This window comes from Cupriavidus sp. H18C2 (assembly GCF_049393795.1).
Lineage (GTDB): Bacteria > Pseudomonadota > Gammaproteobacteria > Burkholderiales > Burkholderiaceae > Cupriavidus > Cupriavidus pauculus_C.
The window spans coordinates 2684597-2706996 of sequence record NZ_CP186010.1 but is presented as its reverse complement, the minus strand read 5'-3'; the positions used below and the strand labels follow the sequence as shown (position 1 = coordinate 2706996).

Annotated in this window: 25 protein-coding genes; 21 read left to right on the top strand and 4 right to left on the bottom strand. The window is 66.7% G+C overall.

Annotation, left to right across the window (positions count from 1 at the left end):
* Positions 1–4: 4 nt before the first annotated feature.
* From EPAKOI_RS12210 to EPAKOI_RS12115, 20 genes are all read left to right on the top strand, one after another.
* On the top strand, positions 5–1006 hold the full coding sequence (locus EPAKOI_RS12210; RefSeq protein ID WP_003454800.1) for a CBASS cGAMP-activated phospholipase: 1002 nt from the start codon (positions 5–7) through the stop codon (positions 1004–1006).
* On the top strand, positions 1000–2142 hold the full coding sequence (locus EPAKOI_RS12205; RefSeq protein ID WP_003454798.1) for a CBASS cGAMP synthase: 1143 nt from the start codon (positions 1000–1002) through the stop codon (positions 2140–2142). The genes EPAKOI_RS12210 and EPAKOI_RS12205 overlap by 7 nt, the downstream gene beginning before the upstream one ends.
* On the top strand, positions 2139–3767 hold the full coding sequence (locus EPAKOI_RS12200) for a ThiF family adenylyltransferase (RefSeq protein ID WP_003454796.1): 1629 nt from the start codon (positions 2139–2141) through the stop codon (positions 3765–3767). Before EPAKOI_RS12205 ends, EPAKOI_RS12200 begins: the two co-directional genes overlap by 4 nt.
* A complete protein-coding gene (locus EPAKOI_RS12195) occupies positions 3755–4231 on the top strand; it encodes a Mov34/MPN/PAD-1 family protein (protein ID WP_003454794.1) in 477 nt (158 codons plus the stop codon). The genes EPAKOI_RS12200 and EPAKOI_RS12195 overlap by 13 nt, the downstream gene beginning before the upstream one ends.
* Before the next feature lie 205 nt (positions 4232–4436).
* On the top strand, positions 4437–4844 hold the full coding sequence (locus EPAKOI_RS12190; RefSeq protein ID WP_004265602.1) for an RAQPRD family integrative conjugative element protein: 408 nt from the start codon (positions 4437–4439) through the stop codon (positions 4842–4844).
* The gene (locus EPAKOI_RS12185) at positions 4841–5080 is read left to right on the top strand and encodes a TIGR03758 family integrating conjugative element protein (RefSeq protein WP_003454790.1); all 240 of its coding nucleotides are present in this window, start codon (positions 4841–4843) and stop codon (positions 5078–5080) included. The genes EPAKOI_RS12190 and EPAKOI_RS12185 overlap by 4 nt, the downstream gene beginning before the upstream one ends.
* Before the next feature lie 21 nt (positions 5081–5101).
* Positions 5102–5479, top strand: a complete 378-nt coding sequence (locus EPAKOI_RS12180) for a TIGR03745 family integrating conjugative element membrane protein (protein ID WP_003454787.1) — start codon at positions 5102–5104, stop codon at positions 5477–5479.
* Positions 5480–5491: 12 nt separating this feature from the next.
* Positions 5492–5920, top strand: coding sequence for a TIGR03750 family conjugal transfer protein (locus EPAKOI_RS12175; protein WP_423192307.1), 429 nt, complete (start codon positions 5492–5494; stop codon positions 5918–5920).
* Positions 5917–6609: a PFL_4703 family integrating conjugative element protein gene (locus tag EPAKOI_RS12170; RefSeq protein WP_003454780.1), complete on the top strand. Its 693-nt coding sequence runs from the start codon at positions 5917–5919 to the stop codon at positions 6607–6609. Before EPAKOI_RS12175 ends, EPAKOI_RS12170 begins: the two co-directional genes overlap by 4 nt.
* Positions 6606–7526 carry a TIGR03749 family integrating conjugative element protein gene (locus EPAKOI_RS12165; protein ID WP_016451648.1) on the top strand — a complete coding sequence of 307 codons (921 nt, stop codon included), beginning with the start codon at positions 6606–6608 and terminating at the stop codon, positions 7524–7526. Before EPAKOI_RS12170 ends, EPAKOI_RS12165 begins: the two co-directional genes overlap by 4 nt.
* On the top strand, positions 7516–8985 hold the full coding sequence (locus EPAKOI_RS12160; protein ID WP_016451649.1) for a TIGR03752 family integrating conjugative element protein: 1470 nt from the start codon (positions 7516–7518) through the stop codon (positions 8983–8985). The genes EPAKOI_RS12165 and EPAKOI_RS12160 overlap by 11 nt, the downstream gene beginning before the upstream one ends.
* Entirely contained in the window at positions 8966–9400 is a 435-nt protein-coding gene (locus EPAKOI_RS12155; RefSeq protein ID WP_004265606.1) for a TIGR03751 family conjugal transfer lipoprotein, read from the top strand. The genes EPAKOI_RS12160 and EPAKOI_RS12155 overlap by 20 nt, the downstream gene beginning before the upstream one ends.
* Complete coding sequence (locus tag EPAKOI_RS12150; RefSeq protein ID WP_016451650.1) at positions 9400–12282, top strand: conjugative transfer ATPase; 2883 nt, start codon at positions 9400–9402, stop codon at positions 12280–12282. Before EPAKOI_RS12155 ends, EPAKOI_RS12150 begins: the two co-directional genes overlap by 1 nt.
* Before the next feature lie 13 nt (positions 12283–12295).
* The gene (locus EPAKOI_RS12145) at positions 12296–13042 is read left to right on the top strand and encodes a DsbA family protein (protein ID WP_003454752.1); all 747 of its coding nucleotides are present in this window, start codon (positions 12296–12298) and stop codon (positions 13040–13042) included.
* Between the two features lie 193 nt (positions 13043–13235).
* Positions 13236–13730 (top strand): JAB domain-containing protein, encoded by a 495-nt coding sequence (locus EPAKOI_RS12140; protein ID WP_004265610.1) that lies wholly within the window; start codon positions 13236–13238, stop codon positions 13728–13730.
* A 156-nt stretch (positions 13731–13886) separates the two neighbouring features.
* Positions 13887–14333 carry a TIGR03757 family integrating conjugative element protein gene (locus tag EPAKOI_RS12135; RefSeq protein WP_003454745.1) on the top strand — a complete coding sequence of 149 codons (447 nt, stop codon included), beginning with the start codon at positions 13887–13889 and terminating at the stop codon, positions 14331–14333.
* Positions 14330–15280, top strand: a complete 951-nt coding sequence (locus EPAKOI_RS12130) for a TIGR03756 family integrating conjugative element protein (RefSeq protein ID WP_003454742.1) — start codon at positions 14330–14332, stop codon at positions 15278–15280. The genes EPAKOI_RS12135 and EPAKOI_RS12130 overlap by 4 nt, the downstream gene beginning before the upstream one ends.
* A 9-nt stretch (positions 15281–15289) precedes the next feature.
* Entirely contained in the window at positions 15290–16693 is a 1404-nt protein-coding gene (locus tag EPAKOI_RS12125) for an integrating conjugative element protein (RefSeq protein WP_003454739.1), read from the top strand.
* Entirely contained in the window at positions 16690–17043 is a 354-nt protein-coding gene (locus tag EPAKOI_RS12120; protein WP_004265620.1) for a hypothetical protein, read from the top strand. Before EPAKOI_RS12125 ends, EPAKOI_RS12120 begins: the two co-directional genes overlap by 4 nt.
* 15 nt (positions 17044–17058) lie before the next feature.
* Entirely contained in the window at positions 17059–18576 is a 1518-nt protein-coding gene (locus EPAKOI_RS12115) for a conjugal transfer protein TraG N-terminal domain-containing protein (RefSeq protein WP_003454733.1), read from the top strand.
* 5 nt (positions 18577–18581) lie between these two features.
* Here the strand turns inward: EPAKOI_RS12115 and EPAKOI_RS12110 are convergent, their stop codons facing one another.
* From EPAKOI_RS12110 to EPAKOI_RS12100, 3 genes are all read right to left on the bottom strand, one after another.
* Positions 18582–18953: a DUF3742 family protein gene (locus tag EPAKOI_RS12110; protein ID WP_003454730.1), complete on the bottom strand. Its 372-nt coding sequence runs from the start codon at positions 18951–18953 to the stop codon at positions 18582–18584.
* Positions 18954–19039: 86 nt separating this feature from the next.
* Complete coding sequence (locus EPAKOI_RS12105) at positions 19040–19504, bottom strand: type II toxin-antitoxin system YhaV family toxin (protein ID WP_003454727.1); 465 nt, start codon at positions 19502–19504, stop codon at positions 19040–19042.
* On the bottom strand, positions 19504–19821 hold the full coding sequence (locus EPAKOI_RS12100) for a type II toxin-antitoxin system PrlF family antitoxin (protein WP_003454724.1): 318 nt from the start codon (positions 19819–19821) through the stop codon (positions 19504–19506). Before EPAKOI_RS12100 ends, EPAKOI_RS12105 begins: the two co-directional genes overlap by 1 nt.
* Before the next feature lie 313 nt (positions 19822–20134).
* Between EPAKOI_RS12100 and mobH the strand changes: the two genes are divergently transcribed.
* A complete protein-coding gene (mobH, locus tag EPAKOI_RS12095; RefSeq protein ID WP_016451652.1) occupies positions 20135–21982 on the top strand; it encodes a MobH family relaxase in 1848 nt (615 codons plus the stop codon).
* Between the two features lie 26 nt (positions 21983–22008).
* Here the strand turns inward: mobH and EPAKOI_RS12090 are convergent, their stop codons facing one another.
* Positions 22009–22314 (bottom strand): helix-turn-helix domain-containing protein, encoded by a 306-nt coding sequence (locus EPAKOI_RS12090; RefSeq protein ID WP_003454714.1) that lies wholly within the window; start codon positions 22312–22314, stop codon positions 22009–22011.
* Between the last annotated feature and the right edge of the window lie 86 nt (positions 22315–22400).

Below are 22400 nucleotides of genomic sequence, written 5' to 3'. Positions count from 1 at the left end.
TGCCATGATGGGCGTGCCCACCTACCATGTGCTCGCCCTGTCTGGGGGCGGCTATCGCGGCTTGTACACAGCGACGGTTCTTGCCGAGCTTGAAGCCGTGCTAGGCCGCCCCATCGCTTCTCACTTCGACCTGATCTGCGGCACCTCTGCAGGCGGGATGCTGGCCTTGGGGCTGGCCGCGGAAATCCCCGCCATTGAACTCAAAGCCTTGTTCGAACGACAGGGCTCCCGCATCTTTGGTTGCCGAAGTCTCGCTCGGCGCCTTCTGGGCTTCTGGTTGACCGCCAAGCACGACTCCGCAGGGTTGCGGGGCGTGCTGACCGAGCGCTTTCAAGACGCCACGATCGGCAACTTGAAGCACCGCGTTCTCGTGCCAGCCGTCAACTACTCGACGGGGCGCGGCCAGTTCTTCAAAACGCCTCACCATCCCTCATTTGAGATGGACCACCGCATGAGGATCGTGGATGTGGCGTTGGCGACCGCCGCTGCGCCCGTTTACTTTCCGCTAGCGCGCAACGATCGTGGCGTCTTTGCGGATGGAGGACTGGTCGGCAATGCGCCAGGACTGTTCGGGCTGCACGAAGTCAATACGTTCCTCGCGCCGAAACAGAATGCACTGGTCCGGGTGCTGTCCATCGGCACGATGACGATCGGTGCAACCGTCCGTGGCGGCGCCAGCCTCGACCGCGGATTCGGCAAGTGGCGCGGAGGGCTGTTCGATCTGGTGATCTCTGCCCAGGAGTCGTCGGTGGACTACATGCTGCGCCAGTCGTTGGGTAGCAACTACTTCCAGATCGACGACAAGGCCACGCCCGATCAAAGCAAGGACGTAAAGGCGCTGGACCGGGTTTCCATCGGCGCCACGAATACGCTGAAGGACCGCGGCAATCATGCAGCGCAGCGCGCGCTTGGCGACCCTCTTTTCCAACCGTTTCGAGCGCACCAGGCCGGCGCACCCACCTTCTATCACGGCCCCAACAAGAATGTGCCGGAGGCCGAATGCTGAACCTGAGCCCGCTTTTCTTTACCACCGTCGATGACGAATCCTGCATGCATGACGAGCTGGATCTGTCGCCCGAGCAACGAGCCTGGATCGCCAGCGCCCGAAATGATGTCAGGAACTGCCTTCGCACCGGAATTCCGCGCGTGCTGCGCGAACGCGGGTACACGGACGACGTGCCGCAGCCACGCTTCTTCACGCAAGGATCGTGGGCGTACAAGACCTTGAACGGCCCGGCACAACGGCCCCAGCAGGCGGATGTCGATGATGGTTGCTATCTGCCGTTGAGTTTTGTCTCGCAGACGAAGCGTCCCAGCAGGGCCACAACGGTGTTCTTTGCAGCTGCTGAAGAAGCCTTGAGGCTGTTGGTCGAGGAGAAGCACTGGAAGCTTGTCACCGACAAGCCGACATGCATCCGGATTGTCATTGCGGCCTATGCCCACATCGACATTCCGTTGTACGCCATCCCCGACGAAGAATTCGTCACGCTCGCGAAAGCCTCGATGGAGCGATACGGCTATGACTCGCTGACGGAGGCGGTGAACATGGCAGAGCGGGATGCCTGGACGGCATTGCCCGCTGATAAAGTGCTCCTGGCTCACCGCGAGTGCAACTGGATGCCCTCCGACCCCAGGCCTGTGAAGGAATGGTTTTTGGGCGAGGTGGAGGCCAAGGGCGAACAGTTCCGTCGCGTGATTCGCTACTTGAAGGCGTTTCGCGATTGGCGGTGGTCGAGCGGTGGACCGGCTTCGATTCTGTTGATGGCCGCTGCGGCTCCGCTATTCGAGAAGCGGGATCGGCGCGACGACCTGGCGTTGCTGGATGTCGTCGCGGCATTGCCGGCCCGGCTGCGCGCGGGGGTGAACAACCCCGTTGATGAGTCGGAGTCGCTTACTGCACGCCTTGGTAAAGAGGGCGTCGAAGAGGCTGCGAAAGCGTTCGAAGCATTCGAAAAAGTGCTGCGCGGAGCCACCAACGCCGGCAGCCCTTCACAGGCCTGCGTCTGGATGCAAGGCGAATTCGGTCCGCGTTTTCCGAACGAGCCGGACCGGGTCAAGGTGGTATCCGTTGTCGCCACCATTGCCGCAGCGCCGGCTACGGCTGGTCCGAGCGAATTGGTCGGGCGCACGAAGGCCGGATGAGCAGCGTCGCCGTGGTCTCCGATGTGGTCGAAGCCTTCAGGCTGCAAGGCTTCGAGTTTGTCGGCAAGACGGACGACGGCTGGTTCAAGCTGAGGGGGCCGTTGATCCCGTGCGGCGCGGACGATGGCATTCCATGTGAGGTTCAGCTCGACCCTACCTTCTTCGACCTGCCTCGCATTCGGCTGCTCGAAATTCCGCCTGAACTGCCCAATGCAGTTCCTCATCTTGGCGCGGAGGGCGGCCTTTGCTATCTGGCCAAGGGAACTGTCGTGCTGGACATCTACGATCCTGTAGGGCAGTCCTTGGCGTGCCTGCAACGGGCGGCAGCGGTGCTCGGGCAGATCTTGAAGGGCGAGATGATCGAAGATCTCGCCGAAGAGTTCTTTGCCTACTGGAACGGCTGGCTTTGTTTTGTGGACATGCAAGGCGAAGATCTGGGGCGACAAAACTGTATCGTTGCGCAAGCCAATGGGAATCCACTCTGGTTCATCACCGACAACGAAGATCGAACAACAAGAAAGTTGCATTCACTCGGCTACCAGGTCACTGATAAAACGGTGCTGACATACCGGGTCAAGACCACCGCGCAACCCCGCCCACTAACCAGCCACTGGCCCCCCGAAACGGTGGGGGACGTCTTGGCTTGGCAAAGCACCCTGGACCCACGGTGTCGGCGCAAGATTCACGAACGAATCAAGGAAGGGCAAAGCAAAAAAGCAAATGGCGTCCTGATCATCATCGAATCGCCACTGATGACCTACGGCTTTGCCGTGCTCTTTGACCACCAAGTGAGTCAAAAGACCAAGCTTGCTGATCGCAGGGATTCGAGTTTTGGGCTGAAGGTAATGCCCGTCTCAGTGATCAGGATCGATGACCGGTATCTGGCCCAGCGCAACATCCCCAAGTCGAAAACGTTGGCGGGGAAACGAATCGCACTTGTGGGTTGCGGCACGATCGGCGGATACCTCTCGGACATGCTGGTCAAGGCCGGGGCAGGATCATGCGGAGGGAAACTCACGCTGGTGGATTTTGATGGCCTCCTTCCACAGAACATCGGACGGCATCGGCTCGGCTTCCCGGACCTGTTGTCGAACAAGGCTGAGGCGATGGCGAAGGAACTCAAGCGCTTGTCGCCAGGCGTCGAGGTTCATGCGCTCCCCGTGGACGTGAGACAGGCCCAACTGGGAAAGCTGGACCTACTCATCGATGCCACCGGCGAAGAATCCCTCGGGCATTGGCTGTGCGGCCGCTACAGGGCTCCCACGCCCATGCTTTCTGTTTGGATCGAAGGGCCGGGAACGGCTGTGCGTGCGCTCCTGAGAACGAACGCATCGGGTGCGTGCTACCGATGCCTATGGCAGAGCCACAGAAGAGGCGAACTTCGCTCGACCATTGATGCTCTGCCTAACATCTTGGCAGGCCACGGGTGCGAGGGCTTGTATGTGCCATTTCCGGCTTCGGTGTCGGTGCAGGCAGCCAGCTTGGGTGCTGAGATGGCCCTTGATTGGGTCAAGGGCGTCCACTCTCCTGCATTGCGGACCCGGCTGATCGACCAGACCCATCATCTGGCCACGCCTGACTGCGATCCTCTGCGAGATCATGATTGCCCTCTATGCAATTCCTAGGGTCCTGGGCAACTGGCGACAAGAGCAGGTTGCTGCATTTTTCGACCCAGACGCTGGAGACATTCAGTCAGCATATCCAGGCTAGTGATGCCGACTGCGAAGCGGGCGGACTCTTGCTTGGTTCTGTACATGGAGCCCATTTGCTCATTGAGCAGGCGACGGTTCCTACCGCGTGGGACAAGCGGTTTCGCTATCTGTTCGAGCGGATGCCGTTTGGTCATGAGGCTATTGCGTTGTCGCGATGGACGGCGAGTCAGGGAACTGTCCGCTATTTAGGCGAATGGCATACCCACCCGGAAGACCATCCCCAGCCTTCTAGCCTTGACAGATCTGAATGGACTTTGTTGGCAGCGCAGCGTCGGGACAAGCGGCCAGTGCTCGCTGTCATCATCGGGCGTAGATCTCTGTATGCAGAGTTGGTGCCGAGATCAGGCGAAGGGTCGATATTCTTCCCCGTGGAGTAGAGCACTAGCGCAACAACCATCATCGTCTTGACTTGCACCTCCACTCAGACGGTAGTGCATTAAAGACGACGTCATCGGGGAAATTCCTTCCTCTGCAGCGGAGTTTGCCGCGGAAAGCGGTGGCTGGCCGGTTCCGATTGATTGCGGCGCCGGAAGACCGGCCGTTTGAGCATCGAGCCATCCGCATCCCTCGGAGAACGGCTCGATGGAAACCACTCGCAATCCCGCGCAGGTTCGGCGCTTCGCCGTCGAGGCACCCTGGGCCGTGCGTGTTGCCGCGCTGCTGCTTGCCGCTGCCGGATTGCAGCCCGCCATCGCCGCTGACGCCTCCGACAACGCTGCGGAGCGCGAGATGCTCGCCGCGGTAACGCGCCAGCTCGAACTGCTGGACCGCCTCGCCGAGCACGCCGCCACCACCGCGCCGCAGGAGCGCGCCCGCTACCACTTCGACTACGCGCGGCTGCGCGCCGACCTGGAGCGCGTGCGCACCGGCGTGCGCGACTACCTCGTTCCGCAACGCGCCCAGCCGCGTGATCCCGTGCCGCTGGCCGGTGACTACACGCGCAGTAACGCGGCGCCTGCGACGTCGCCCAAGGAGGCGCCGTCGTCATGACGCCTTCCGCCGATCAGGTCGCCGCCTTCACGGCCAACGGCGGCTTCGCGCCCGGGGCCGTCTCCACCGTCGTGCTCGGCTTCGTCTTCGCCATCCTGCTGCTGTGGGGCGTGTGGGCGATGCGCACTGCCTATGTCGGCTGGGCCGAGCACCACCTGACCCAACGCCAGTTCCTCGGCGTCATCGTGCGCTTCGTCGCGATGTACCTGGTGCTGGGCTTTTTCCTCCTGTCCTGACCCCATGAAAGGTACTTCGCCATGAACGCTCCCGCTACTTCTCGCCGTCCCACGTCGCGGCCCGCCGCGCGCATCGCCGCGCTGCTGATCCCGCTGGGCATCGCCGCCACGCCGCTGCCGTCGTTCGCCGACCTTCCCACGCTGGAAGACCCGTCGCGCGGCACCGGCAGCGGCATCATGCAGACGCTGCAAAACTACGGCTACGACATCGTGCTGCTGATCGCGCTGCTCGTCGTCGCCTCGATGTTCGTCGGCGTCTGCTACCACGCCTACACGCGCTACGCCGAGATCCACACCGGCCGCGCAACGTGGGGGCAGTTCGGGTTGACCGTCGCGGTGGGCGCGATCCTGCTGGTCGTCGGCATCTGGCTGCTGACCAAGGCTACCGGCGTCCTGTAAGGCCCGGCAACGATGGCCGGCGCCCTGGAGAGTCCGTCGCGCGACGGGCTCGTGACCTTCCTGCCGCACCGCCTCAACCGCCACCCGGTGGTCGTGCGCGGGCTCACGGCCGACGAGCTGTGGGTCTGCGCCGGGCTGTCCGGCGCGGCCGGTCTCGTGGCCGGCGTACCGCTGGCCTGGCTGACGCACAGCATCGCGATGGTGCCCACGCTGATCGTCGCCGGCATCGGTGTCGGTGTCTTCGTGGGCGGCGGCCTGCTGCGGCGGTGGAAGCGCGGCCGGCCCGACACCTGGCTGTACCGCCAGCTCCAGTGGCGCCTCGCGCTGCGCTACCCCGCGCTGGCTGCGCATGCGGGCGGGGGCCGGCTCATCACCCGGTCGGGCTGGTGGTCCACGCGGCGCCTGCGGCCCGATCCGTCCCTGCGTCGAGGTAGACCATGAGCCGATTCAAGAACGAGGTCGCGCACCTGCAGGCGCATGTGAAGACCTTGCGCCTGGCTGGCGCCGCACTGTTCGTCGTGGCGCTGCTGCTCGGCTTCGGCTGGTGGAGCGCACCCAAGAGCCTGACCATCCACGTGCCACCCGACCTGCGCTCGGGCAGCACGCGCAAGTGGTGGGACGTGCCGCCGGAGAGCGTCTACGCCTTCACCTTCTACATTTGGCAGCAGGCCCAGCGCTGGCCGACCAATGGCGAGCAGGACTACCCGCGCAACCTGCATGCACTGTCTGCGTACTTCACGCCGAGCTGCCGTGCCTTCCTGCAGCAGGACTACGAATTCCGGCGCAGCAACGGCGAGCTACGCCAGCGCGTGCGCGGCATCTACGAGATTCCCGGCCGCGGCTACGGCGACGAGCCGGCCATGCGCGTGCGCACCGTGTCGGCCAACAACTGGATCGTCACGCTGGACGTGAGCGCCGACGAGTACCTGGGCGCCGAGCAGGTCAAGCGCGCGCTCGTGCGCTATGCACTCAAGGTTGTGCGCATGGACGTGGACCCCGAGCGCAACCCCTTCGGCCTGGCGCTGGACTGCCATGCACGCGCGCCGGAGCGCATCGAGACCCCGCCGCCTGCGGCGCCGCCCGGCCGGGCCGCAAGCGCCGGCTCCAACTTGCAGGGAGACACCCCATGAAGTCCCTCGGGAAGCGTTCATCTGCGGCGGCCCTGGCTGGCCTGCTGCTGTGCCTGGCCTTCGTGCCTGCGGCCCATGCCGTCGAAATCCTGCGCTGGGAGCGCCTGCCGCTGGCGGTGCCGCTGGTGGTCGGCCAGGAGCGCGTGGTGTTCATCGAGCGCAACGTGCGCATCGGTGTGCCGCCCACGGTTGGCGAGCAGTTGCGCGTGCAGAGCGCTGGTGGCGCGATCTACCTGCGCGCGAGCGCGCCGATCCCGCCCACACGGCTGCAACTGCAGGACGTGGAGTCGGGCGCGCTGATCCTGCTGGACATCGCGGCCGAGCCGGCGAAGGCGGGCCAGCCTGCACTCGAACCCGTGCGCATCGTCGAAGGCGACGTGCCGGCGACGCGCTACGGCGAGCCGGCCAAGCCGGCGGACGACGATGCGGAGCGCACCGTACCCGCAGCGAAGCGCGCCACGCCGGTGGCGGTTGTGCTCACGCGCTATGCGGCGCAGAACCTCTACGCGCCGCTGCGCACCGTGGAGCCCGTTCCCGGCCTCGGCCGCGTCAATCTGCGCCGTGGGCTGGAGCTTTCCACCTTGCTGCCCACACTGCCGGTGCGTGCGCAGGCGCTGGCCGCTTGGCGGCTCGAAGACCAGTGGGTGACGGCGGTGAAGCTCACCAACGCCTCCGGGCGCTGGCTCGACCTCGATCCCCGCGCGCTGCAGGGCGACTTTCTCGCCGCGACCTTCCAGCACCCGAATCTGGCGCCGGCCGGCCGCGCCGCCGACACCACGGTGGTCTACCTCGTGACCCGTGGCCACGGCCTGGCCGAGTCGCTGCTGCCCAAGCTCTCACCGATCGACGCGACGGTGAACCTGCCGCCGGCCGCGGCGGCCGGCCAGGCCGAAGGAGGTGCCCGCCATGAAAAGTAACCCCCTCCTGAAGTGGCTGCTGATCCCGATGGCGCTGGTGCTGCTGTTCGTCGGCATCAAGATGTTCTCCGGGGATCGCGGCGCCAAGCCCGTTCCGGCCGGCAGCGCCAACTCGCTCACGCCCGAAGAGATGAAGGCGCTGGGCATCGAGGGCGACACGCCGCGCGATACCGTTGCCACACTGGTGGCCCAGGTCAAGCAGTTGCGCAACGAGCTGCAGACGGCGCTCAACGACAACAAGAACCAGAAGAGCGAGAACGAGCGTATGCGCGCGCGGGAAAGCGCGATCGACCAGCGCATCCAGTCCGCGCTGGATGGTGAACGCGGCCGCCTGCAGCAGTACCGCGAGCAGTTGGCCGGCGACCGCCAGCAGACCCAGGGCCTGCTGCAAGACCTGCAGCGGCGCCTGGATGGGCTTTCCGGCAAGGGCGGCCAGGCCGATCTGCCGGTCGGGCTCGGCCTGGAGGACGGCGACGGCAAGGGCTTCAGCGGCAGCCAGGGCGGCGCCGCGCGCAGCACCAGCGGCACGCGCTGGGTGGAACCGGACGATGCGAAGCCTTCGGCGAAGAACGGCAGCAGCGGCGGCCTGAACTTTCCGACCAGCTTCGGGCCGGCGCAGAAGACGCTTTCCGACACGGCCGACAACGTGGCCAGCACCGTCGCGGATGCAGGCAGCCGCGCCGTGGGCACGTCGTCCAAGCCGGTCTACACGGTGCCGTCGAACTCGACGCTGATGGGCTCCATCGCGATGACCGCGCTGATCGGCCGCGTGCCGATCGACGGCACGGTCAACGACCCGTACCCCTTCAAGGTGCTGATCGGCCCGGACAACCTCACCGCCAACGGCATCGACATTCCCGACGTGGCGGGCGCGGTGGTCAGCGGCACGGCCTCGGGCGACTGGACGCTTTCCTGCGTGCGCGGCCAGATTCGCTCGGTGACGTTCGTCTTCAACGACGGCACGGTGCGCACGATGCCGGAGGACGGCAACCGCAACCAGAGCGGCGGCGGCCAGGGCAATGGTGCAAACAGCACGACGCAAGGCGGCCTGGGCTGGATCAGCGATCCCTACGGCATCCCCTGCGTCAGCGGCGAACGGCGCAGCAACGCGCAGCAGTACCTGGGTTCGCAAGCCCTCATCACCGCGGCCGGCGCCGGCGCCGCTTCACTGATCAAGTCGGACAACGGCAGCGTGGCCGTGGTCGCTAACAGCAACGGCTCGCTTGGCACGGTAGGCATCAGCGGCAACGAGGCGATGGGCCGCATCCTGGCCGGGGGCGTCCGCGACATGGCCGATTGGGTCAACAAGCTTTACGGCCAAGCCTTCGCCGCCGTCTACGTGCGGCCCGGCGCCAAGGTCGCGGTGCATCTGGAGCAGCCGCTCAACATCGACTACGACGCCAAGGGGCGCCGGGTCAATCAACGCATCGGAGGCAAGCATGCGTCGGATTTGGATTGAATCGGCCGCGATCCTGTGCGCGGTCCTGGTGCTGGGCGGCTGCGCCACCAGCAAGGACAAGTTGCTGCCGCACGGCGATCACACCATGCTCGACGTGTGGAATCAGGAGACGGGCGGCAGCGCCGGTGGTGGGCAGGCAGCGCGGCAACTGCTCGATGCACGCCAGGACTTGCGCCGGCCGCTGACCGAGGCCGACGTGCAGGCGGTGCCCGCCGCCGCTGCCGCCTACACGCGCACCGCGGCCAACGAGATTTACCGCCAGTTCCGACGCCTGCCGAACCCGGACCTAGTGATGTACGTGTTCCCGCACCTGGCCGGCACCGACCCGGTGCCCGTGCCCGGCTACACCACCGTGTTCCCGCTCTACCAGCGCGTGCAGTACGCGATGCCTGGCGAGCGCCTGGAGGACTACTGATGGCTTGGTCGTTGCCCTGGGCACGCAAGGCCGTCACGCCCGCCGGCCCCGACCTGGATGCCGATGACGCCTGGTCGCAGCATGTCTCGACGCTGGCCGCGCACGGCATTCCCGAGCCCGGCAGCGCGATGGGCAGCCAGCCGCGCCCGCCGACCACCGAAGCGGACCTGCAGGCGCTCTACGGCGTGGCACCGTCCTTCGCCGACCTGTTGCCGTGGATGGAGTACCTGCCCGGCTCCAAGAGCATGTTGCTGGAAGACGGCCAGTCGGTTGCGGGCTTCTTCGAACTGGCCCCGGTCGGCACCGAAGGCCGTGAGATGGCCTGGCTGTGGCAGGCACGCGATGCACTGGAGAACGCGCTGCAGGACTCGTTCGACGAACTCGACGAGAACCCGTGGGTCGTGCAGCTCTACGCCCAGGACGAATCGACCTGGGACACCTACCTGCGCGGGCTGGCCGACTATGTGCGGCCGCGCGCCCAGGGCAGCGCCTTCACGGACTTCTACCTGCGTTTCTTTGGGCACCACCTGCGCGCCATTGCCAAGCCCGGCGGGCTGTTCGAGGACACCACGGTGACGCGGCTGCCGTGGCGCGGCCAGGTCCGGCGCGTGCGAATGGTGGTCTACCGGCGCGCGAACGCTACGACCGCATCGCGGCGCGGCCAGTCCCCCGAGCAGGCGTTGACGACGATCTGCGACCGGCTCGTGGGCGGCCTCGCCAACGCGGGCGTGAAATCCCGCCGCATGGAGGCGGCCGACATCCACGACTGGCTGCTGCGCTGGTTCAACCCGCACCCGACGCTGCTCGGCCCCAGCGCCGACGACCGCGAGCGCTTCTATGCGCTCACGCGCTACCCCGAGGCAGTCGAAGACGGCGAGATCGAGCTGGCTAGCGGAGACTTCGCGCAGCGCCTGTTCTTCGGCCAGCCGCGCTCGGACGTGGCGAACGGCACGTGGCTGCTCGACGGCATGCCGCACCGGATCATCGTGATGGACCGGTTGCGCATGCCGCCTGCGACCGGCCACGTCACCGGCGAAACGCGCAAGGGCGGCGATGCCGTCAACGCGCTGTTCGACCAGATGCCCGAGGACACGGTGATGTGCCTGACCGTCGTCGCGACGCCGCAGGACGTGCTCGAAGGGCACCTGAACCACCTGAGCAAGAAGTCGGTCGGCGAGACGCTGGCTTCGGAGCAGACGCGCCGCGACGTGCAGGAAGCGCGCGGGCTGATCGGCAGCGCGCACAAGCTCTACCGCGGTGCGCTTGCCTTCTATCTGCGCGGACGCGACCTCGCGCAGCTCGACGCCCGCGGCCTGCAACTGGTCAACGTCATGCTCAACGCCGGCCTGCAGCCGGTGCGCGAGGAAGACGAGGTGGCGCCGCTCAACAGCTACCTGCGCTGGCTCCCGTGCGTGTTCGATCCGGCCACCGACAAGCGCCAGTGGTACACGCAACTGATGTTCGCGCAGCACGCGGCGAACCTCGCGCCGGTGTGGGGCCGCAGCCAGGGCACCGGCAATCCGGGCATCACGTTCTTCAACCGCGGCGGCGGGCCGATCACCTTCGACCCGCTGAACCGGCTCGACCGGCAGATGAACGCTCACCTGTTCCTGTTCGGTCCCACCGGCTCGGGCAAAAGCGCCACGCTCAACAACATCCTGAACCAGGTGACGGCGATCTACCGGCCGCGGCTGTTCATCGTCGAGGCGGGCAACAGCTTCGGCCTGTTCGGCGACTTCGCGGCGCGGCTAGGCATGAAGGTGCATCGCGTTAAGCTGGCCCCCGGTGCCGGGGTGAGCCTCGCGCCGTTCGCCGACGCCCACCGGCTGGTGGAAACGCCCAGCCAGGTGCAGACGCTGGATGCCGACGCCCTGGACGAGGACCGCGACGAAGCGGCACAGGCAGCGGATGCCGACGAGCAGCGTGACGTGCTGGGGGAACTGGAAATCACCGCGCGGCTGATGATCACCGGCGGCGAGGACAAGGAAGAGGCGCGCATGACGCGCGCCGACCGCAGCCTGATCCGCCAGTGCATCCTCGATGCGGCCCAGCGTTGCGTGGCCAACCAGCGCACCGTCCTGACGCGCGACGTGCGCGATGCGCTGCGCGAGCGCGGCCGCGATACGGCACTACCCGAGGTGCGGCGCGCGCGGCTGCTGGAAATGGCCGACGCGATGGATATGTTCTGCCAGGGCGTGGACGGCGAGATGTTCGACCGGCCCGGCACGCCCTGGCCCGAGGCCGACATCACCATCGTCGATCTGGCGACCTTCGCACGCGAGGGCTACAACGCGCAGCTTTCCATCGCCTACATCAGCCTTATCAACACGGTCAACAACATCGCCGAGCGCGACCAGTTCCTCGGCCGGCCGATCATCAACGTGACGGACGAGGGGCACATCATCACCAAGAACCCGCTGCTTGCGCCCTACGTCGTCAAGATCACGAAGATGTGGCGCAAGCTCGGCGCCTGGTACTGGCTGGCGACGCAGAACATCGACGACCTGCCCAAGGCCGCCGAGCCCATGCTCAACATGATCGAGTGGTGGATCTGCCTCTCGATGCCGCCCGACGAGGTGGAGAAGATCGCGCGCTTTCGCGAGCTGAACGCGGCGCAGAAGGCGCTGATGCTGTCGGCCCGCAAGGAGGCCGGCAAGTTCAGCGAGGGCGTGATCCTTTCCAAGAGCATGGAAGTGCTATTCCGCGCGGTGCCGCCCAGCCTGTACCTGGCGCTGGCTCAGACCGAGCCGGAAGAGAAGGCCGAGCGTTTCCAGTTGATGCAGCAGTACGGCATCGGCGAACTGGACGCCGCTTTCAAGATCGCCGAGAAGATCGACCGCGCCCGCAGCATCGAGCCGCTGGTGCTCGATGCGCTGGCGTGACGGGGAGTCCACGATGCGCATCCCTCGCTTCGCGCCGTCCCGCACCGTCCTTGTCGTCGCGCTGCTGATGGCCGCGGCCCTGACAACGGCCGCATGGCTCGGCCTGCGGCCGCAGTCGCCGCCCGCCGAACCCGATTTTCCTTCGGCAGAAGCAACGCCTGCGCCGGCAACGGCACCAGCCGGCCCGCCCTGGCGCTATGGCCGCGCCGATGCGCGCTTCACGGTGGTCGAGTACGCCGACCTCGAATGCCCGTTCTGCCGCGCCTACTTCGCAGTGCTCAAGCGCTGGATCGACGCGCACCCGGACGTGAGCTGGCAATGGCATCACCTGCCGTTGCCGTTGCACGAGCCGGCCGCGTCTGCCGGTGCGCGCCTGGTGGAGTGCGTCGGCGAGGCCGGCGGCCAGGCCGCGTTCTGGCAGGCCGCCGAGTGGGTCTACACGCACACCCGCGGCGACGGTCAGGGCCTGCCCGAGGGCCTGCGCTATCCCGACCTCACGCCGGCCGCGCAGCAGTGCCTCGACAGCGACCGCCCCGATGCGCTGATCCGCGCACAGTCGGCGAGCGCGGCGCAGGAGGGCATCAAGGTCACGCCCACGCTGCGCCTGCAGGATCGCCAGTCCGGCAAGACGCTGCTGCTGCACGGCCCGGTCGAAGGAGATGCCTTGCTGTCCGCGATCGACCTGCTGGCGGCCAGTGCAGCGGCCGAGCCCGCATCGAAGGAAATGCCTGCCGAGTCTCTCGGAGACATGCCCAGGTAGCCACGATCTTCAAGGCTACGACGCGGCTTGGCCGTGCTGATCGACCCCGTTCGCTGCGCATCCCTGGACGCGAACAGCCACTGTGCATGCGGTGGCGGATGCCCGCTCTTCTGCCGCTTGTTCTTCATCGTCCCCGGAGGGTTTGTCCCTCCCGGGACAGGCGTCCTCCGACTTCATCCCGTGGAGGTTCGCCATGTCCTATGTCGTCGCCGACTCGCGTCCCGAGTCGCTCAGCCTGATCGCCGCCCAGCACGAAGACTGGATCATCCGCCAGGCCATCGCCTTGCTGGAACAACGCATCTTCAAGGCCGGCCCGATGCTGAACAGTCCCGCCGCCGTGCGCGACTACCTGCATCTGAAGCTGGTCGCGGAGCCCAACGAGGTCTTCGCCGTCGTGTTCCTCAACTCTCAGCACCAAGTCCTCGCCTACGAGCCGATGTTCAAGGGCACGGTCGATCAAACCTCGGTGTACCCGCGGGTGCTGGTGCAGCGCGCCCTGGCCCTCAACGCCTCGGCGGTCATCCTGGCCCACCAGCATCCATCTGGCATGACCGTGCCTTCGGCCGCCGATCAGGCGCTGACCGACCGGCTCAAAGCCGCCCTGGCGATAGTCGATGTCCGGGTGGTGGATTACTTCATCGTCGGCAAGGGCACGCCGTACTCCTTCGCCGAATCCGGCCTGCTGTAGCGCCGCTGACCGCCTGGTCCCCGCGGGAGCCTCGGCTGCCGCTTTTCTTTCGCCTGTCTGCCCAAAGCGGAGCGCGCGCGGTGCGCATTCCTTGTCGCGGTTGGACTGCCTTCGGCGTTCGACTAGAGCCTTGCTCTCATTCCCAGGACGCCCGCCATGACGGCTCCCTTCTTGAAACCCATCCCGCGGCTGCGGTGTACGCGCATCGCCTGCGCGGGAGGGCTGCTGCTGTGCCTGCTCGGCCAGGACGCATCCGCAGCCGACGTGCTGGTCGTGACCGACAGCCGCCATCCCGTGCAGTCCGCATCCGGCGCGCGCGTGATCGAGCTGGATCTGCCCGAGCGCATCGAGGCCGAACTGGCCGCGGGCCTGCCTGCCGATCCGGGCCGCGCGGCCGCGCTCGTGCAGCAACGCCTGCGCGATGGCAGCCAGGCACTACAGCGCCGCATCGGCAGCGCCTACCAGGGCGTCGCCGATGCCTGGGGCTTGGGGCTGGCCAAGGTGCCTGCCGTGGTGGTCGATCGCCGCTACGTGGTCTACGGCGAGCCCGATGTCGCGCGCGCCGTGGCACGCATCGAATCACATCGGAGGGCACAGCCATGAACCGCCTGCTGTCGGCGTCGTCGCGCCGGGCCCGCCTTGCCATCGCTTCGGTGCTGCTCGGCGGCGCCGCTTCGAGCTTCGCGCTGAACACGGCTACCATCGTGTCCTCGGCCCTGTCGCCCGACTGCCTGGAATATCGCGTCGTCGGCATCTGCTACTGGCTGTTCTGCACCTGGACGGGCTGCACGGTGCGCACCTCGGTGAAGGTGCGCCACTACATTCCCGACGCGGTGGTGTCGAGCTACAGCAACACCGGCGAGAACCCGTGGATCGAGGTGCGCGCCATGAGCATGCCCAATCCCACGGCGCAGGCCGGCGGCGACGGGACGACGAACCACGACAACGAGAACAACCTGGCGAAGTTCAAGAACGCCGACGTGATCGGGCATCCCGGCGGTTCGGTGTTCAGCCAGTTCGCCAGCGCGTCCGGCTACGCCTGCCAGGGCGCAGGCACGGCCTTCATGCCGTACCTGCTGAGCACCCTCGACACGCTGGCCTGGCGCTACAACGTCCCGGAGATGGTGTACCCCGAGGCGGTGATCCCCGGCATGCGCGAGATCGGCGGCCGCACGACGCTCAACCTGTGGGGCAACGTCTATCCGCGCGGCGGCTTCCTGCATCAGACCGACGACTACAAGAGCGGCGCCGTCGTCGCGCAGCGCGCGGGCGATGTCGTCACGCGGCGCATGCAGCCGCACGTCTACCAGCCGCTGCTCGCGAGTTCGAGCGACGGCTATTGGCCGGCCGGCGCCCTGGTGGAGAGCGATGCCTCCACCGGCAAGTGGCAGGAGCTGACGCCGACCCTCTCCAACTCCTGCGCCGTGTTCCCCCACTCCAACACGCGCGTGCAGGCCCAGCAAGGCGACTACGCCTGGGCGCTGTGGCGGCCCTATGCCTGCTGCCAGCGCCGCGGGCAGGTCTTCCTCGGCAGCGTCGATTTCCTCTGAGGTATTCCGATGAAAGCGTCTCTCTCCCGTTTCGCACAGCGCGCCAGGCCCTACGCGCTCAGCATCGCGCTCGCCTGCGCCGTCACGGCCGCAGCCGGCGTCGCGTGGGCGCAGACCCGCATCAGCCCCACCGGCGTCGGCGTGAGCGGCAGCGTCATCGGCGACGACGTGCTCTACAGCATCGGCGGCGGCCGGGCCGTGTCCATGGGCGGCGCCGGGAACATGCAGAGCATCGGCGTGGGCATCGGCTGGAACAGCAACCTGATCTGCGGAAACATGAGCATCACGACGACGCTGCAGAACCAGTTGAACGGCCTCACCAATGGCTTTCAGCAGATCATGTCCTCGGTGATCCAGAGCGCCACCAGCGCCGTGGCGTCGCTGCCGGCCCTGATCATCCAGCGCGCCGATCCGGGCCTCTACAACCTGCTGACCAACGGCGTGCTGCAGGCTCGGCTCGATTTCGACCGCAGCAAGTTGACGTGCAAGGCGATGGCCAACCGGATGGCGGACATGGCCGGCGGCCAGGCCGGGTGGGATCAGCTCGCCGAAGGTTTCGCGCTGCGCGATGCGGTGAGCAGCACCGATGCGGTGTCCGCCGTCGAGCAGGCCGAATCGAACAAGGGCAACAACGGCGTGCCCTGGGTGGGCGGCGGCAACGCGGGCGGCTCGGGCCAGGGTTCCATCAAGGTGGTCGGCGACGTGACCCGTGCCGGCTACAACCTGCTCAACAGCCGCGGCGTCAGCGACACCTCATCCATCCCGCGCGCGTCCTGCGGCAACCGGCTGACCTGCCAAACTTGGTCCTCGCCGCAGGCCGCAGCGGACTTCGCAACCCGCGTGCTCGGCGAGCGCGAGCAACGCACCTGCGAGACCTGCACCAAGACGCAGACCACGCCTGGCGTCGGCCTGACGCCGGTGATCCAGGAAGAGTACGAGACCAAGCTGCAGGCACTGCAGGGCCTCGTGACGGGCTCGACGCCGATGACGGTGGCAAACCTCGAAGCCGCCGGCAGCAACTCGCTGCCGATCACGCGCGGCGTGATCGAGGCGCTGCGCGACGAGCCCGATCAAGACCTGCTCGGCAAGCGCCTGGCGTCCGAAGCCGCGCTGTCGAGCGTGCTGGAGAAGGCCCTGCTGTTGCAGCGCACGCTGCTGACCGGCAAGAAGGAGCCGAACGTCGCCGCCAACGAGCTGGCCGTGAAGGCGGTCGATCAGGAGAACAACGCGCTGGAGCAGGAGATCAACAACCTCAAGACCGAGCTGGAGCTGCGGCGCACGCTGGCCGGCAATTCGGCGATGGCGATCGTGCAGCGCCACGGCACCCGCGCCGCGGGCTCGCGCGGCATCTTCGAGGGCGACACGACGCGCGACCGGCTCAAGGAAGTGCAGAAGCCGCGGAGCGGGCCATGACCAGCCGGGCCTGGCTGCGGCCGGCACGGCTGCTCGGCCGCCGCGTTGGCATCGTGCTGCTGTGGGTGCTGCTGGTGGCGGGCATCGCGGTCGGCGTGAACGTCGTCGGCCTCCACATCGTCGGCAGCATCGACGGCTGGGAGCAGTGGCTGCGCGAGCACTCGGGCCACTTCCTCGTCTGGCGGCTGCTGCTCTACGCGGCGACGGCCTACGGCTGGTGGTGGATGCGTCGGCGCCTGCGCGAACGCGAGCCATTGGCCGAGACCCATCAGCGCCTGCTGCGCGCCGAGATCGCGGCCGTCGCCACCCTCGTGCTGCTCGAAGGCAGCCAGCTACTGCGCAATGGCTGAGCCCTGGAGAACGCCATGACGCTCAACACAACGGACTACCTGGAGTATTACCTGACCCTGGTCGGGTGGATCGTCAGCAACGGCATCTGGAACATCCTCGTGGCCAGCGGCGTATTCGCGCTGCCCTTCGTGGTCATGGTGGTGCAGGAATGGCTGCGCGCGCGGGCCGAGGGTGCGGACGAGGGCAACAAGGGGGTGCTGTCATCGATGCGCATCGAGAACCGCGTGTGGGTGGCGATCGTCGTCATCCTGTTCGCCGGCATCCCCTTCATTCCGGTCGACCTCAGCACCATCAAGTTCGACACGACGCGCTCCGCGCAATGCCAGGTCAGCGTCCCGCAGCCCACCGACACGGGCTGGTCGAACGCCTACACCACGCTCAACAACCAGAGCGCGCTGGTGCCGGTGTGGTGGTTCTTCATGCACGCCATCTCGAAGGCGGTGACGGGCGGCGCGGTGGCGGCCATCCCCTGCGGAACGGATCTGCGTCAGATGCGCATGGACGTGGATGCCACGCGCATCGATGACCCGGTGCTGGCCCAGGAGGTCGGCGACTTCGTGCATGACTGCTACGGCCCCTCGCGCGCCAAGCTGTTCATGTCTCGGCCCACGCTCTCCGACGAGCAGATGAATGACGTGACCTGGATCGGTTCGAGCTACTTCCTGAACAACGCGGGCTTCTACGACACCTACCACTCGAACACGCCACGCACGGCCTGGCCCTACGACGCGACGCGCGATGCGGGGCTGGCCCAGGTGGATAGCGGCGGGGGCTACCCCACGTGCCGGCAGTGGTGGTCGGACGGCGGCAGCGGCCTGCGCGCGCGCCTGCTGGCCCAGGTCGATCCCGACCTGCTGACGCGCATCGGCCGCTGGGCGGGCTTCCTGTCGCAGAGCGAGGTGAACGACTCGGTGATCCGCGCCGTGGTCTCGCCGCGGCAGCAGAAGATGAACCAGGGCTCGGTCTACACCGACTACGGCGGCCAGATCGAGAAGACGCTGCCCAACGTCGTGACGCGCGGCGCCGGCGACCTGGGGCTGACCATGGGCTCGCTGGGCTTCTTTCCGGCGATGGACGTGGTACGCCAGGCGCTGCCGATGGTGCTGTCGCTGCTCAAGATGGCGCTGGTGATCTGCATCCCGCTGGTGCTGGTCTTCGGCACCTACGAGCTGAAGGCGCTGGTCGCGGTGAGCTGCGTGCAGTTCGCGCTGTTCTTCGTGGACTTCTGGTTCCAGCTCGCGCGCTGGCTGGACAGCACGATCCTCGACGCGCTCTACGGCTGGGGGTTCGGCGCGAACCGGCCGCACAGCAACTTCGATCCGCTGATCGGCCTGAACAACGCCTTCGGCGACATGCTGCTGAACTTCGTCATGGCGACGATGTTCATCGTGCTGCCTACCTTCTGGGTGGCTGCGCTGGGCTGGGTAGGCGTGCGCGCGGGAACGGCAATTCAAGGGCTGGCGGCAGGAACCAGGGATGCCCAAGCTGCTGGCGGCAGGGGTGCGGGTGTCGCTATGAAAGCAGCGAAGTAACGCCTCTAGGCTTGCTCGTCTTCTGGATCGTGGGGGTCGATCCGGTAATCGTCATGGGTGTAGAGGCCGTACCCGGCAGGGCCGTATCGCCATTCCGGCTTGTGTTCCTCGTCGTAGCTCCCATCGTCGTTGCGGACTACCCAGGCGCCGACCAGCGCGAACGCAAGCAGCAGTGCCAGCCAGAACGCGGTGTAGAGCAGGACACCGATCGCAGCGAGCTTGACGGCCAGCAGCGCGGCCTTGGCAATGCCAGGCGCCCATCCCTGCGCGAGCAGCCAGCCCTGCGCCCGCCGATCCAGACGCGCGCAGCCTCTCCACGCCCGGCCCAGTGTCCGGCCGAGGCGTTCTGCGAAGGTGGTCTGTGCGGCGGTCTTCATGGTGGCTACCTCATGTTCATCCTGTCGTGTGGCTGTGATCCCTGTCCGTGTCGCGATTGAAACCTGTGCTGTTCTTCAACCGCGGTCTAGTCCTTGTCTGCTGCGCGCCAGTCGGCCTGGCTTGCGGCCACCAGCGCCGCCCAATCGTCCGGCGGGTTGCCGCGTCCCAACATCTTCTCGAACACCGCATAGGGGTCGGACTTGCTGCCCGACGACCGCAAGGTCTGCTCGTCGTTGACCCAGGCGAACACGATCGCCTTGGCCTTGGAGTCGAAGCGGAAGAACAGCCGGAACCGCCTCCCGATCTTTGCGCGCCGCCAGTGCCGGTAGGCCGGCCCCAAGGTGTTGCCCTGGCGGAATTCGTCGCGCGCAGGATCGCTCGGCACGACATCCATGATCAACTGGCTCAACGCCCGGAACAGCTTGACGTTGGCGTTGCTCTCGAACCCCTGCGGGTCGTTCTGTTCGGCCCGTTCCGCGGCCGCGTGCAGCTTGCGCAACTGCTCGATCACGCCCTCGTGGAACAGGAGCGTCCAACCGTGCCGCTGCATCAGAGCGCCACTTCGCCTTCGATGTCTTCATCGAGGTTCACCGCGTGGTGCGCGTTGGCCAGCATGGCCCGCGCCAGATCGTCCGGCAGGGACTGGACGTGCCGCCCGGCCCGGATGTCCGCTTCCAGCAGCCCCAGGAAGGCGCCGATGGCCGGGTCTTCATGGTCGGCGTCGGCGCGGGTCACGACGACTTCGCCGCCGCGCAGGTCGAACGCCACCTTGCCGCCGGTGTCCACGCCCAGCGCTTGCCGGATGGACTTGGGCAGCGTGATCTGACCCTTGGAGGTCAGCGTCGCGACTTCGTGGATTTCGGGCATGGCGGCACTCCTGATGGCAATGCCTGGATGGTAAGGAAATTTCCTTACCTTGTCAATCTGGGTGTGCATGGTGCTCCGTCCGGTCGATGAAACGGCTCCATCGTAGGGGCGGCACAGCCAGCCTTCCCGCATCAATCCGACTTGGGCCAAACCCGCATTGGTTGTGGTTCGGCAGGCGTCGTTGCCCTATATCCAAAGGTTTCCGTAAAGGCCAAAGGGCTGGGGAAGGGGCAAGGGAATGGGGCCAAGGGGAAAGGCCCTACCCGAAAAGGCCAAAAGGCTCTCCCGACCGGCCCGCCGTCTGGGGTTCGCCATGCTCTCGCTGTTCCAACGCAAACGGGTGCCACCTGCCGCCAGTGCGCCACCGCCCAAACCTCCCGCCGAGCCCGGCAAAGGGCTGATGCGGCCGGAGCCGGCCGCATCGCTGCTGGCGACGCCGCGCCGGCAGAAGCTGCTGGAACACATCTGGCAGCGCACCTCGCTGTCGCGCCGGCAGTTCGCCACGCTGTACCTCGCCCCGCTGGAACGCTACGCCGAGCTGGTCCAGCAATTCCCCGCGTCGGAGGCCCATCACCACGCCTATCCGGGCGGCATGCTGGACCACGGCCTGGAGATCGTCGCCTACGCGCTCAAGCTGCGGCAGTCGCATCTGCTGCCCGCCGGCGCCACGCCGGAGGCGCAAGCCGCCCAGGCCGAGGCCTGGACCGCAGGCACCGCCTATGCTGCGCTGCTGCACGACATCGGCAAGATCGCGGTCGACCTGCACGTCGAGTACGCGGACGGCACGGTCTGGCATCCCTGGCACGGCCCGCTGCGGCGGCCGTACCGCTTCCGCTACCGCAGGGAGCGCGAATACCGGCTGCACAGCGCCGCCACCGGGCTGCTCTACGCCCGGCTGCTCGATCCGGGCATCTTCGACTGGCTCGCCGACTACCCCGACCTGTGGGCCGCGCTGCTGTACGTCCTGGCCGGCCAGTACGAGCACGCCGGCATGCTCGGCGAACTGGTCGTGCAGGCGGACCAGGCATCCGTCGCCCAGGAACTCGGCGGCGATCCGAGCAAGGCCCTGGCAGCGCCCCGGCACGCACTGCAGCGCAAGCTGCTCGATGGCCTGCGCTACCTCCTGAAGGAAGAATTCAAGCTGAACCAGCCCCAGGCCTCGGATGGCTGGCTGACCCAGGACGCGCTCTGGCTGGTGAGCAAGACCGTCTCGGACAAGCTGCGCGCGCATCTGCTGTCGCAGGGCATCGACGGCATCCCGGCCAGCAACACGGCGGTGTTCAACGTGCTGCAGGATCACGGCATCGCCTTGGCCACACCGGACGGCAAGGCGATCTGGAAGGCCACCGTCACCAGCGATGCCGGCTGGTCGCACAGCTTCACCTTCCTGAAACTGTCTCCGGCCATGGTCTGGGATGCGGCCGACCGGCCGGCGCCGTTCGCGGGTCGCGTGCAGGCCGACGAGGAACAAGGGGCGCCGACACCGCAGGCACCGGCATCCGAAGCGCCAGGCTTGGAAAGCGCCGATACGGCGCCACCAAGCATCGCGCCGACCGTCCCTATGCCCAGCGACAACGGCGTGGCTGCGCTGCTCGATCTGCTGAGTGACACGGCCCCACCCGTAGCGCCGGAGGCCCCGAGCGAACCCGAGCCTGCCTCGCCACCGGCGCCTACGGTGCTGCCGCAGATAAGCCTCGCGCCATTTCAGGATCGGCCGGAGCCATCCGGCGAGCATTTCATGGCCTGGCTGCGTCAGGGCATCCAGACGCACAAGCTCATCATCAACGACGCCAAAGCCTTGGTGCACAGCGTCGCCGGAACGGCCTACCTGGTGAGCCCCGGCGTCTTCCAGCGCTATGCGCAGGAACATCTGCAAATCGCCGCACTGGCGAAACCGGAGAACCTGGAGGGATGGCAGTGGGTGCAGAAGCGTTTCGAGAAGCTAGGCCTGCACCGCAAGCAAGCCAGCGGGCTGAATATCTGGACCTGCGAAGTCACGGGGCCGCGCAAATCCAGGCGACTGCACGGCTACCTGCTGAGCGCTCCCGAAGCGCTGTTCCAGGAAATGCCTCCGGACAATCCATACCTGCGCCTCCTCACCGAGGCCGTAAAGCGCGAAAATTCAGCCGCCGGTAATAAGAACGACAACGAACAGGGGTAGACAAGGAGCCACGGCGCGGGCCGGCTTCAGTCCGCTGATTTAGGCGGAGCCGTCTCTGCCAGCTTGGCTTCAGTCAGCGCCATCAAGTGGGCAGAACTGCATTTCAGCGCACGGGCGATTTTGAGAATGAGGGGGAGCGTGGGGACATGCTCGCCACGCTCGATCTTTCCCATGTGCGAACGCTCGATTCCTGACAGATGAGCCAGCGTTTCCTGGGCGATGCCTTGACTGGTTCTTTCTTCGCGCACGGAGGCCCCAAACGCGATGGCTGGTTCCGCTTCGTAGGTTGTTGTCCCGGTGGGCCGGCCTCTTTGAATCGAACGCTTTTGCATTGCCAAAAGCGTCGAGGATTGACACGATATAAACCACGTTAAACTTAACTCAATAGAAGCGACTTCATCGGTCGCCGCGAGTTCAC